Annotated in this window: 9 protein-coding genes and 3 pseudogenes; 4 read left to right on the plus strand and 8 right to left on the minus strand. The window is 67.4% G+C overall.

The window, feature by feature from the left end; translation table 11 throughout:
* Positions 1 to 107: 107 nt before the first annotated feature.
* Both ACP4J3_RS49845 and istB read left to right on the plus strand, forming a co-directional pair.
* Positions 108 to 368, plus strand: a pseudogene (locus tag ACP4J3_RS49845) (hypothetical protein); the annotation flags it as partial.
* 1686 nt (positions 369 to 2054) lie between these two features.
* On the plus strand, positions 2055 to 2831 hold the full coding sequence (gene istB, locus ACP4J3_RS49850) for an IS21-like element helper ATPase IstB (protein WP_426544802.1): 777 nt from the start codon (positions 2055 to 2057) through the stop codon (positions 2829 to 2831).
* 16 nt (positions 2832 to 2847) lie between these two features.
* On the opposite strand, the gene ACP4J3_RS49855 is transcribed toward istB, so the two are convergent.
* Entirely contained in the window at positions 2848 to 3321 is a 474-nt protein-coding gene (locus ACP4J3_RS49855; RefSeq protein ID WP_426544786.1) for a hypothetical protein, read from the minus strand.
* A 202-nt stretch (positions 3322 to 3523) separates the two neighbouring features.
* Here ACP4J3_RS49855 and ACP4J3_RS49860 point away from each other — a divergent pair, with 202 nt between their 5' ends.
* Positions 3524 to 4018: an NUDIX hydrolase gene (locus tag ACP4J3_RS49860; protein ID WP_426544788.1), complete on the plus strand. Its 495-nt coding sequence runs from the start codon at positions 3524 to 3526 to the stop codon at positions 4016 to 4018.
* A 103-nt stretch (positions 4019 to 4121) separates the two neighbouring features.
* On the opposite strand, the pseudogene ACP4J3_RS49865 reads toward ACP4J3_RS49860, so the two are convergent.
* From ACP4J3_RS49865 to ACP4J3_RS49880, 4 genes and pseudogenes are all read right to left on the minus strand, one after another.
* Positions 4122 to 5567 (minus strand): annotated as a pseudogene (locus tag ACP4J3_RS49865) (ISL3 family transposase); the annotation flags it as partial.
* Positions 5568 to 6348: 781 nt separating this feature from the next.
* Entirely contained in the window at positions 6349 to 7383 is a 1035-nt protein-coding gene (locus tag ACP4J3_RS49870; RefSeq protein ID WP_426544790.1) for an SDR family oxidoreductase, read from the minus strand.
* A 44-nt stretch (positions 7384 to 7427) separates the two neighbouring features.
* Positions 7428 to 8663: a trypsin-like peptidase domain-containing protein gene (locus ACP4J3_RS49875; RefSeq protein ID WP_426544792.1), complete on the minus strand. Its 1236-nt coding sequence runs from the start codon at positions 8661 to 8663 to the stop codon at positions 7428 to 7430.
* Positions 8653 to 9150 carry a DoxX family protein gene (locus ACP4J3_RS49880; protein WP_426544794.1) on the minus strand — a complete coding sequence of 166 codons (498 nt, stop codon included), beginning with the start codon at positions 9148 to 9150 and terminating at the stop codon, positions 8653 to 8655. Before ACP4J3_RS49880 ends, ACP4J3_RS49875 begins: the two co-directional genes overlap by 11 nt.
* A 180-nt stretch (positions 9151 to 9330) precedes the next feature.
* Between ACP4J3_RS49880 and ACP4J3_RS49885 the strand changes: the two genes are divergently transcribed.
* Positions 9331 to 10245 carry a LysR family transcriptional regulator gene (locus ACP4J3_RS49885; RefSeq protein ID WP_426544796.1) on the plus strand — a complete coding sequence of 305 codons (915 nt, stop codon included), beginning with the start codon at positions 9331 to 9333 and terminating at the stop codon, positions 10243 to 10245.
* Positions 10246 to 10483: 238 nt separating this feature from the next.
* On the opposite strand, the gene ACP4J3_RS49890 is transcribed toward ACP4J3_RS49885, so the two are convergent.
* The 3 genes and pseudogenes from ACP4J3_RS49890 to ACP4J3_RS49900 all read right to left on the minus strand — a co-directional run.
* Positions 10484 to 11293, minus strand: a complete 810-nt coding sequence (locus ACP4J3_RS49890; RefSeq protein ID WP_426544798.1) for a DUF317 domain-containing protein — start codon at positions 11291 to 11293, stop codon at positions 10484 to 10486.
* Positions 11294 to 11307: 14 nt separating this feature from the next.
* Positions 11308 to 11540 (minus strand): annotated as a pseudogene (locus tag ACP4J3_RS49895) (hypothetical protein).
* 767 nt (positions 11541 to 12307) lie between these two features.
* Positions 12308 to 12505, minus strand: a 198-nt coding sequence (locus ACP4J3_RS49900; protein WP_426544800.1) for a hypothetical protein, incomplete at its 5' end; no start/stop codon positions are given.

The following is a 12505-nucleotide window of genomic DNA, read 5'->3' on the forward strand; positions in this document are numbered from 1 at the left end:
ATCCGGCACCAGCCGCTCAACGATCGAAACCACGACCAACAGGCTACCGACCCAAATGAGATGACGTCTTAGAGGCCCGAAGGTTCGGTCGCAGCGGCCAAGCGCAAGAAGGCGTCGATGTAGTGGGGTTCTTCGATGGTGCGCCTTCTACCGTGTACCAAGCGAAGAGGTATGAAAGGTTCATCCCTTCTGTCTTGCGCCAGGCCGTGGCTGACTATGCAGACGGGACTCGTCCCTTCGATGCACGTCGCCTGGTAGTCGTGACGACCGCCAGTGTGCGGGACACGGCACTCGACCTCGAGTTGGTGAAGCAGCGTGGCCGACATGCTGTTCTCACTTCCGGATGTAGTCCGCCGGTTCTTTGGTGAAGCGACCATGCGGGAGTTCTGCCGACCGGCCTCTTCCGAGCCTGTGCAGCCAGATGCCTCGCTGCTCGGCGCTGGCGACTTGGACGCGTACTTGGCTGAGTTCAGCAGTTATCTGTCCCAAGATTTGCACGAGCTCATTCCACTGGGCTTGAAGAGAGACGGGGGCGCCGAGCCCCTGTTCTCAGCGGACCTCGCTGGGTGGCTACGCGAGGGGCGGCATGCTCAGTTGGTGGGACCTTCTGGGATGGGTAAGAGCCACACCATGCTTCACACGGCGCGGGAGCTTGCCAGGTCAGGCTGCCTACCCCTACTGGTGCAGGCAGCCATATACGAGGGCCGTTGGGAGGAGAGCCTCGACGGGTGCGTCGCTCCCTTCAGCCGGTATGGCGCAGCTGAGTTGGTCCGGGCTGCGCGGGCCCACGCTTATCCGGTCGTCCTACTCGTCGATGCTCTCAATGAGTGCCCAGGCCACCTACAGGATCGGCTACTGAAGCAGGTGAGCGGCTGGTGCCGACGCGCGTCAGCAACCCTGCTTTTGAGCAGCCAAACAGATGCACCCTTGCCTGCGGCACTGATCGGCGACCAATTCCGGGTCACCGACCCGGATGGGGACCAGCGCACCGCGCTATTGTGCTCGTACGGTGCAACTGGCCGGACCGAGGATTACGCTCCCTTTGGCACGGCGTTCGAACTCGCACTGGCGGCACGATTGGCGCAGCAATTGCCCCCAGAAACAGGACGGGTTGGCCTGCTGGGCGCCGTGGTTTCGGAGCACCTTCGCGAATTGCAACACCCGACGGCCGTCCGGCAGGTTCTCCATCGCTGGTCCCTATTAATGGATGAGCGCCTGACGGGATGGCTTCCTCTGACGGAGGCTATGCGTTCCGCAGCCCTGCTGGCTACGCAAATTGGGGTCTCTGCAAGCGTAGTGGATGATGCACTGCATTGTTCGGTGATACGCATTCGGCAGCAACGACTCGAGTTCCGTCACGAGTGGTATGCGCGCTTGATAACAGCAGAGTCCCTCCTGTGGCGTTGCAGCAGTGCGAGAGAACTCGCAACGGAGCTCACCCGGCCGCATCGCCGCGGACTCTCGGTCTGGGCAGTTCCGCTAATGAATGAACGCGACTCGTTGCGTGATCTGCTCCGTGATTTGTCGGACAGCGATCTGCTGACAAAGGCTTTGCGCGGGCAGTTGGGGCCAGCGGCCGACCAGATAGTTTTAACCGAGTCGCGCCATTGCTTGGACATCGCCACAGATGCCGTATCAGCCTCCACTGTGGTGGCCGTCGACCCTTTCGACCCGCCGTTTCGGTACAAGGTGACGCCAGCTCAGTCATGGAGTGACTACGAACTCGGGCCATTCTCTGCCATAGGTGCGACTGCGCGTGACGGACGCTTGCTGGATCAAATCGTGCTACTTCTACGCAGGACAGAGGAAAGTTTCCGGCAGAGGGCTGTGCACTCTGTGGAGCGACATCGGCCTGTCCTGGACTCGCTGATTGCTACGGCACTCGCCGGGCCGTCCAATTTCAACGATGCGCGTCTGCCGGCCGATGTTTTGGTGCACGCAGCAGAATCAAGTTTTATGTTTGCCCGCGAGGCAGCTGCACTGCCTGACCGAGCAAAGCTGGCCAGGTGCGTAGGCAGCCTCAGCCCCGGAGAAGTCGCCGTTCCGCTGTTGATTTGCTTCTTGCTCCGACATACGGGTCCGACGACGCCGTCGACAACGCCTGCCGGATGCTGCGACTGCCCACCATCCGTGGCCAATACCCCGCCATGGCCGACGCCGCAGAGCGTGAACAACTCACCTACCGCGGATTCCTGGCCGAACTGCTCATGGCCGAATGCGACGACCGAGACCGGCGACGCTCCGAACGCCGCATCAAGGCCGCAGGCTTTCCCCGCCAAAAGGCTCTCAAAGACTTCGACTTCGACGCCAACCCCAACATCGAACCCGCCATCGTCCACTCTCTCGCTTCCTGTGAGTGGGTCCGTAAAGGACTGCCCCTCTGCCTCATCGGCGACTCCGGGACCGGCAAGTCCCACCTGCTCATCGCGCTCGGAACCGAAGCCGCGATGGCCGGCTTCCGCGTCCGCTACGTGCTGGCAGCCAAGCTCGTCAACGAACTGGTCGAAGCCGCCGACGACAAACAGCTCACCAAGACCATCGCCCGCTACGGCCGGGGCGACCTGCTCTGCATCGACGAACTCGGCTACATGGAACTCGACCGCCGAGGCGCCGAGTTGCTCTTCCAGGTCCTGACCGAACGCGAAGAGAAGAACAGCGTCGCCATCGCATCCAACGAGTCTTTCAGCGGCTGGACGAAGACCTTCACCGGCCCTCGACTCTGCGCCGCCATCGTCGACCGGCTCACCTTCGGCGGCAACATCATCGAGACCGGCACCGACTCCTATCGTCTTGCCATCACCCGCGCCCAGACAGAACGCGCAAGTAACTGATCACGGTCTGCCTGCTCTAACGGAGCGGGCCGCACTCATCGATCAACACATTCGGCTCCGCCAGAAAGACATCCTGGTCAGCAGGGCCATAAGCGATGTTGAACGTGTCAAGCCAGTACGACCAGCCGCGGATTCCCAGGGCACTGGAGAATCGGTAGTTCAACTGCCATCGAACCCACTGCCCCGGAAGCAGTCGCACAGCCGGGGGCCTCCGCAGACGAGGAGGCAACCCGAACAACGGCTCCACACGAGCCAGCACACGGAGCCGATCACCCTCGTCCCGCAGGCCGACACCGATCTCACGAAGATCCTTTTGACCTGCACAGGGCTCGAACCCATCACGCTCGGACATCTGGACAAAGTGGGCGAACCCGGGAGACACCTGAGGCAACGAGAAGCCCAACGGCACCGCGTTCCTGCGGGCAGCGGCCTCCCCACCCCGAGACTCCTTCGTCCAGGACGTCTTGATCCACTGCACCGTGATCTCCACCGCAGCTGGCCTCCTTCGCCGAGAGCCTACGATCAACGCTCCCGGGACGTCATCCGGGTTCCGACGGGCCGCCCAACGCCGAACCGGTGGGGCCAAACTCGGGTCTGGCACAAGTTCCGTGAGCCGTCACGGTGAGTTACCGTTCCTCGGCCTACTTCGGCTGATCACGAGGCGCTCTGGCAGCGACAGCTAGGCTTTCCGGATGCCATCGGTGAGCATGCGTCATTCAGTTCGCGCGATCATCCTCGACAAAGACGACCGCATCCTCCTGTGCCGGTTTGCGATCCCGGACCCGGCGGGGACAGTCGTGTGGGCGGCTCCCGGCGGAGGGATCGAACCAGGCGAGACGCCGCTTGGTGCGTTGCGTCGCGAAGTGCGGGAAGAGGTAGGTCTCATGATCGAGGAAGACCCGCCGCATGTGTGGCATCAGGCAGTCGTGGCTCCAGGTCATGCCGCAGGCTACGACGGCGTGATCAATGACTACTTCCTCGTGCGCACCGTGCTGTTCGAGCCTCGCGGGGAGCTGTCTGACGACGAACTCGCGGCCGAGAACATCAGTGAGCTGAAGTGGTGGTCCCTGCCAGACGTCTCCGATTATCACGGTCCTGATCTCTTCTCTCCCCGCGACCTTGCCGGCCTCCTGGGCACATTGATCACCTCAGGGGCCCCGACACGACCGGTGCCACTCGGCCTGTGAACGGCGAACCGGCCCGTCATGCCTTGCGGGTCCGGTCGTGTGGTCGGGTGGCGGGCTCCAGGTCTGCTGCCGGTCCGCAGCCCGCTGCGCAGCGTCCGGCGAGAAGGACACGTTTTCGAAGGAGCGGGAATCCGGCGCGGCCGAACATCTGCCGCTTCAGCATCTTGATCCGGTTGACTGCTCCTTCGACCGGGCCTGAGTTCCAGTCGGTGGTTAGCCCGGCGGTCACGGCATCGAAGTCGCTGTGCAGGCCGACGGCAAAGCTGCTGATGCCGGGGAGGTTGGCCTCCGCGGCCTCGGTGATCCAATCGGGCAGGCGGGTACCACTGAGTGTGGTGAGCATCTCCGCGAAGGAGTTGGTCAGTTCGGCTGCGGACGCCAGCTCGGGGCAGCGGTCGAGCACGGCTTTGCGGTGCCGTTTCTCCTCCTCGGTGAGGGTAGCCGGGTGCCGGGTCAGCCAGCCGGTCACCTGCCGCACCGACGGCGGTGGCGGAGCGGGCGCGAAGCCTTCAGGCCGGGGTAGGCCGCGCCGGGCCCAGGCGCGGACGGTGGAGTAGTGCCCGCGAAAGCCGCGGGCCGTGATCTCGCGGTGAAGGTCGAGGATGGTCACCTTCCCGTCGCTCTCGGCCCAGCGTTGGGCTAGGTAGGGCTTGAACGGGTCGAGCTTGCTCGGAAGTTGGCGCTTGCGGCCCTTGACCATGTTCTGCCAGCGGGCGGCGCGTGCGTATCGCTGCACGGTGTGGCGTCCCCAGCCCAGGTGGCGAGCGATGTGGCGGATGCCCATGCCCTGGCCGAGGAGTTCGTGGACAAGGGCATGATGGGCGCGGGCCCGCTCGGCGAACCGGCCGGTCGGATCCGCGTCTTCGTCGTTCTGGTCAGAGGCCGCTTCGGCGTAGGCGCCGGCGCGGTCGCGGCAGATGACCTTGATTTCAGGATGCGCTGCGAGCCACGGGGCCAGGGTGGCGGCGTCGCGTTCGGGCAGCAGGTCGAGGACCTGGTGGATCTCTGCGTCGATCACGACCGTTCCGTAGACGTGCCCGCGCCGCAGCGCGAAGTCGTCCACGCCGACGGCGCGGGGGCGCGTCACGGCCGGGTCGGGCAGGTCCATCACTCGGCGCAGCAGCGTGGTGCGGCTGGTGGCGATGCCCGTGAGGTGGGCGAGGCGGGCGCCGGCCCGGCCGGCCAGTGCCAGCCCGATGGCGCCCATCATCTGCCGCAGCCGCTCGGTGACCCGGCTGTAGCGGCGGGTCAGTCCGGGCACCTGCTCCACGAACGTCCGTCGGCCGCATGCCGGAGCCGGGCAGAAGAACCGCCGGACCCGTAATACGAGGCGTGCGCTCCGCCCGGCCGCGGGTAGATCCGCGGGAAACCGCAGGTAGGAGCTGTGGACGTGTTCCGTCCAGTGGGAGCAGTCAGGGCAGGCGGCCCCGATGGGCGTGCACCGGGCCTCGACGCGTATCGCCTCGCCGTCCGTATGTACGGCCACGACGGCGACTCCAGGGACCGATGGGAACAACAACTCCTGCAACCGGGACAGCACCTCGTTCACGGCCACCGAATGTCGGCCGTGTCACCCGCACGAGGAGCGATTTCAAGGCGACTTCCATGCCACGCGACGGAAGATCAATAACTACAAGGCGTGACCGGCTCACGGAACTTGTGCCTCTCACCGCAGGACGGAGCACCGTGGCCAAGCAGACCGCGATCCGCGACGGCGGCCTGCTGCTGGTCGTCTCCGGCTCCCCGGCCCTCGTCGACCGCCACCTCGGCAAGGCCCTCGCCAAGGCCACGGCAGCCAGCTGACCGGCCCGGGCACACTGCTGCCCCCGACCGAGAGGGTCGGGGGCAGCGGTGCTGGGCGGCTCTCCCCGCTGCGCGGTCCGGCAGGATCTAACGGGACGTGAACCATGCTGCGAGTCCGCTCCCCACCGTTGTGACAAAGGTCGCCACCAGCCGGGGCGAAATGCGTTGAACGATGACGTGTACTCCACCGCAACGGAGTTCAGGGGCCGGCTGCTGCTTCTCTTTGGTTCGAGGCATACGGCTATTCAGTCGCACGGGAATGTGGCACCGCTACGCCATACCTTGGCCACTTCACGGCCATTTCACCCCCACCTCAACGGGCCATCGATTACCACATGTTGTGCGGCACCGCTACGCCAAAGCGTGGCCACTCTGCCCCGCTTGAGACGCTGGCCGTACCACGTGGGTGAACAGCATGTCATCAGGGCGAAGGCCGGCGGCGAGTCCCGCCTTGGCGGGGATGGCGACTGTGGATCCACCGCGGCGCCGCGGGCCCCTGCCCGCAGCTCCGTGCCCGGGTCCCCGGATTACAGGAGGTCCCCGAATCCGGAGCTCTCCATGACCTCACGCTGGAAGCGCTCGTGCACGCCGTGCACCTCGCCCAGGAAGTCGGCCGCGCCCGCGACGAGCAGGCGTACGGGTCGCTCGGCGCTCGGGGTCTCGACGAGGGAGGCGATCGCGTCGGCGACCTCTTGGTTGTCGGGCAGGCCGGGCTCCTCGACGAGGTGCCCTTCGGTGCGCTGAGCGAGGTCGCCGTACTCGGCGCGGCGCCGGGCGTCCGCGCGGCTGAGCCGGTGGAGATACCGCCTGTAGTACCGCGCGCCGTTGGGATCGACCAGGTCGGTGTTGTAGGCGCCGGGCTCGAGGATGACGACGTCCACCCCGAGCCGCCTCAGCTCGTAGCGGCTGGCCTCGGCCATGGCTTCCATGGCCCACTTCGTTCCGACGTATGCGCCCATGAAGGGGAAGACGAACCGGCCGAGTGCGGTGGTGGTCTGCACGACCAGGCCCTCGCCCTGTGCCCGCATGGTGGGCAGCACCGCGCGGTTCATCCGCAGGTGGCCGAAGACGTTGGTGTCGAACATCGCACGCACGTCGTCGATCGTCATCGTCTCCAGGAGCGCGGGGTAGAAGTAGCCGGCGTTGTTGACCAGGACGTCAATCCGGTCGGCGCGCCGCAGGACCCGGCCCACGCCGTGCTCGACCGAGGCATCGTGCCGGACGTCGATGTCGACGACGTCGAGGGCGAGCGACTCCTCGGTCGCGGTGGTGCGCAGCCGTCGGGCCGGTTCGGTGTTCGCGCCGTTCGTGTCGCGCATGGTGGCGAAGACGTGGTGTCCCGCGCGGGCCAGGGTGAGCGCGGTCAGGTGGCCGAAGCCGCTGCTGGTGCCGGTGATCAGCACGACCTTCCGGTCGCCGCGCGTTGCTGTCGGGGTCACGGCGGTTTCCGCTGCCGCGGTCCGTCCGGTCGGCAGGCCGCCGGCGATCCCCATGGCGGCGCCGGCCGCGAGGGCTCCTCCGGCTCCGAGGACCCTTCTCCGCTCGATGTGCGCTCGTGGCATGACGTCCCTCCAACTCGTAGCGATGTGCCACTGGTTTCCTGCAGTCAGTTGCCGCGCACGATCTCCAGTGCGGCGCTGCGCGCGGCGTCGACCGGGATCGCGACGCCGCCATCGCTCGCACCGGTCGCCATGGTGAGCACACCGAGCACGTCGCCGCGCTCGTTGACCAAGGGCCCGCCCGTGCTGGCGCTGGGCACCTCCGCATCGATACGGATCGCGTCCAGTTCGCCGCCGCCGTCCACCGCCACCGGGTCGTCCAGCGTGCGGATCGAGCCGGCGGTCACCGCACCGGAGGCGCCGATCGCGCGCGCCCGGTCCCCGGTGCGCGCCTCGGCCAGCCCGGAACCGGAGTGCAGCGGCGGCAGGCCGGAGTCGTCCCCGATGCGCAACGCGGCGATGTCCAGGCCGCGTTTCCGGCCGAGCACGCGTGCCGTGAGCCGGCTGCCGCCCGGCTGTACCACGGTGACCTCGCGTGCGTTCGCGACCAGTTGGGCGCTGGTCACCAGAATGCCGGGCAAGGCGACGCGGAACGCCGCTCCGGTGCCGCCCGGCCCCGCCAGCGAGACGACGCTGTCCCTCGCCCGGGCCGCGCCGGCGCCCAGCTCGTCCGCCTCCGGACCGAGTTCGGCCCATCCGCTCGCATCGACCCGGTCGACCAGTTCGAATCCGTTGTCCGCGCGGGCGTAGAGGGCCGCTTCTCCCTCGTCGAGCGTGACCGCGGGGGCCAACACGCTCGGGTAGACCCCGTGACTGACGATGATCAGGTTCGGCTCGTCCACGTGGGGCGCCCGATCCTGGATGCGCTGGTTCAGGCGCCGGTCGGCCTGCTCGTCCCGCTCGGGGTAGAGCCGTTCGAGGCCGTGCACCACCTCGAATCGGTCCAGGGCCAGTCTGGCGGTGTCCTTGCTGCGGCAGTAAGGGCTGGCCCAGGTTTCTCCGACGGGGATGTCCAGTCGGCCGATGGCGTTGCCGATCGCCCTTGCGTCGGCGCGCCCCTCGTCGGAGAGGTTGCGTTGGGTGGAGCAGTCGTCCAGGTCGACGGTGGGGTCGTCCGGATGGGACTGGTCTGTGGCGGCGTGCCGGATGACGACCGTGAGGCCGCCGCCCCGCAGCCGGTCCAGCAGGTCGTCACCGCGCTGCATCGAGGGTGCGGTCGCCGTGGCGCCGGCACTGGCACCGGTGCCGGCGCCACTCCCGCCGGTGCAAGCGGCCGTCGCCAGTACGGCGCCGGTGATCAGCGCTACGGCACGGGTGGCCCGTGCAATGGGCTCAGGCGTCACTGGGTGCTCCGATACCTGCGGAATGACCGGAGCGGGTCTGCCGGCCGGCGAACACCCGGTCGACGCTGAACCGGCCCGCGCCTGTACCCAACAGCGTGACCGAGGCCGCGAGCATGATGAACGCGAACCCGGAGCCACTGCCGTCTTGACCCATGACCAGCGGCTCACCGCGATGGACGAAGACCAAAGCCCCGGCCATCACCACCGCGAAACCGGCACCGATCAGCCTGGTGAGCGCCCCGAACAGGACCACGGTCCCGCCGATCAACTGCATGTAGGCACCGAACCAGGCACTCAACTCCGGCAACGGGATACCGGCGTCACGGTAGTTCGCGACGTTCGCGCCCGCTCCACCGTCCTGGGAGGCGTCGCCCCAACCGTGCGCGACGAAGACGGCGCCGACCGCGAGGCGCAGCAGCAGAAGGCCGATGTCGGAGGCGAGATGGCGCGCCTTCTCGCCGAAAACCCGGCGGGGCAGCAGATTCATGACGTTCCCCTTCGTCTCGTGTTGGCCCGGCGGGTCGTACGTTCGCGTTCACCGGCACCGGTTCCTTCGACACTCGTCCACGCGGTGGCCGCCGTGCCCCCACTTCAGCACCGGTGACCGTGCTGACGGAAAGACCGATTCGATCCGGGCTTATACGCTGTGGGTATGGAGGACCTTGACGTGCGCGAGCTGCGCTACTTCGTCGCGGTGGCCGAGGAGCTCAACTTCTCCCGCGCGGCCAAGCGGCTCGGCATGGCGCAGCCTCCGCTGTCGCGGGCCATCGCCCAGATCGAGCGACGGCTCGGCGCAGACCTGTTCGACCGGAACACCCATCGGGTCGCGCTGACCGACTTCGGGAAGAGCATGCTGGACGAGGCACGGTTTGTGCTCGATGTGCTCGCCGGGGTCACCCGCAGGGCACAGCGTGCCGCACTGGCCACGCCCACGCTGGTGGTGACCGCCAAGCCAGGCATCGCCACGGGCATGCTGCAACGCATCGTTGACGCCTACATCGCACTGCCCGGCGCCGCCCGCGTCGAGATCGTGGTCAGCGGCTACCGTGACCAGGCGGACATGGTCCGCGACGGACGGGCGGACGTGGCGCTGCTCAGCTCATACTTCGAACAGCGCGGGCTCGACGTCGAGCCGTTGACCGCCGAACGCCGGGTCGCCGCCTTGCCGTCCGGCCACCCGCTCGCCCAGCGCGACGAGTTGCGTTGCCGCGACCTGGAGGACGAGCCGATACCGCACTGGCCGCGGATGTCACCGGCAGAGCACGCCTACTGGTCCGGGCGTGATCGCACGGCGGCACGAAGCCAGTCCGGTCGTCCCGATGCCGACGCGGCCCCCACAGGGCCTCTGGTCAGCGATCCCAGCCAGCTGATCGAAGTCGTGGCCCTAGGACAGGCCGTCGCACTGATTCCAGAGGCCCTGGCCAAGGCCAACCCGCGAACGGACATCGCCTACCGACCCGTCACCGATGCCACTCCCTACACGATCGCGGTCGGCTGGTTCGAGGGCTCACGCAGGCACCACGTCGCGCAGTTCGTCCACACCGCGACCCGCCTCCACCAGCCCCAGAGAATCGCAAGCTGAACTCCCGTACAGGGGACGCCTTCACCGTCCCTTGAAAGGACCGCACCCATCCCGCTTCGCCGCCTTGGGGCCAGCGGCGATCACCGATGCCAGGCAGGCCCGACACCTTGTACTCGTCGCCCGGGTCACCCTCCTCCGGCTCGGTGGCTCACCCGAGCCCGCAGGGACATGCCAGAAGCCTGGCTCCCATTCGGGAGGACCGGGCTTCTTCCGTCTGGCTGAGGGCCGCCGCCGATCGCTAGGCCGGCGCCCGCAGCAGTCGCTCCCGGGTGGCCTCGGGCAACACCCGGCGCAGGACCGGTGCGGTCGAGCTGAGGGAGGCGGCGAAGGCTGCCACGAGGTCGTGCGGGACACTGGAACCGAAAGAGACCGCCCACAGGCACGGTGCGCCGCGCGCGGGCTCGGCCCATGCCTGCCATCCGACCGGTCCCGCCTCGGTCGTCAGGGCGCGCGGGTCGGCGTCCTGGATGAGGGGCGGTACCTCACCGAGGCTGATGTGCGAGGTGAGCGCCGGGTCCATCGCTGCCGCCTGGGGCTGGTCGATGTCGCGGAGCCAGCCGTGTACGGTGACGGCGTCGAGGACCAGCTCGGGGCCGGCGAGCGGCACGGCGGGCTGGTCTCGGGCGTCGAGCGCGACAAGGAAGTCGGCCACAGCCTCGCCGGGGACGTCGGTGGTGAAGTAGGACGACCACGACGCGAGCGGGGTGCTCGTCTCGGCGCGGGCGGAGATCTGCCAGGCGATCGGCAGGTCTCCCAGGTGGAACGGCTCGTCCGCCAGTCCCCACTGCTCCCATCGGAGGGTGTCGGGGCTGATGTGCAGGACGGTGCTGCGCAGGACTTGGCGGTCCTCCGGCTCCTCGTCCGGGTCATGACGTCCGCGGACGATCGTCAGGCTCGTCCAGCCCAGACCGGAGAGCATGTCGGCAACGCCGTCGTAGAGGCACCCATCGTCACCGGCCAGATGCCGGGGACCGACCCAGAACGCGGGCTGGCCGCCGGGCGGAAGGGACGGGTCGAGCGGGGAATCGGGGTACAGAGGCGCCTCCAAGGGCTCGGTGCGGTCTAGTTACCGCCATGCACTGCGGCGGGGACGGCGCGGGGTGCCTGGACGGGACCCTCCCAGGTCAGGGCGACGGCGACCTCGGGCGGCAGATGGCCGAGCTGCGCGTCCTCGTCCCGCCCCTCGGCGAGGTAGACGACGACCCGGCCGACATGGCCTGACGGACCGAAGCATCCTGGTCGCAGGCGGACAGCAAGTCGATCAGATCACCGACGGTCATCTCCGAGGACGTCACGAACAGCCTCCTGGGGTGAGGGGAAACGGTGAGCGATGAAAGGGGCGGAAGCCCTACAACTCGTGGGCGCCTGGCTGTCGTACGCGACCGAGCTGCTACTGGCGCAGCCGCAGGGCCTCAACGGTGGTACAGAATCCGGGGCCCACAGGCGCTACGGTCACGGGCAATCACCTCTCTGACCTGGTGTTTCTTGCAAGGTCGTCTACGTTGACATGCTCCCGCCCGCGTTCGCCAGTCTTTCCGCGATCTTCCTGTCTGCCCCCAGCGAACTATCTGTCCGTCGACATCGAACCCAGTCCACGGCCGCTCTTGACATCCAATCCAGTCGCCGCAGGTCAGAGCGCTCGTAGCAAGACCAACGCCACGAGGGCGCCTTGTCACCGAAGTTAGTCCGCGCAGGCCAGCGCCTCGCGTCCGACTGACTTCGCTGTCAACGGACACTATCCGCCGACATCGATGTAAGATCTCAGGTTCGGCTTCATAATCTCGGGCGCGACTGCATATCAGCAGCACATATGAAGCGACGTTGAGACTCGCTGTTGAGCAGATGCCGGGTCTGTCCCGGCGGCACAGCCGGTGGACGGAGCGGTTGCGGTCGACTCTCGCCGCGGTGGCTCTTGCCCTCGCCGGCCGGGCCGGCGCCGCCTCGTCCTGGGCGAACCTGCCCGTCCTGGACGTGGTGGCCGACGCGGGGCGACGGAACGCGAGGGCATGTACCGGCCGTAGCGCCGAGGGCGTGGTTCGGGACCGGTCCCGGACCTGCGGTGTCACTCTGATCGCCCGGTTGCAGGTGGCTTGGACCGGTCCGTTGCTGCTTTCAGCTGCTTCACTCCCGAGAGAGGAATTCTGGTGGGATTGGATGCTGGGCTTGATCCGCTTTGACGGACGTCGAAGATCAGGGGCTTCGGCCCCAGAAGGATGATGTCCATCATGGAGAGTATGGGGAAGAAGAAGCCGCGTCCTCG

It is taken from the genome of Streptomyces sp. UG1, from assembly GCF_049974585.1.
Taxonomy (GTDB): Bacteria; Actinomycetota; Actinomycetes; order Streptomycetales; family Streptomycetaceae; genus Streptomyces.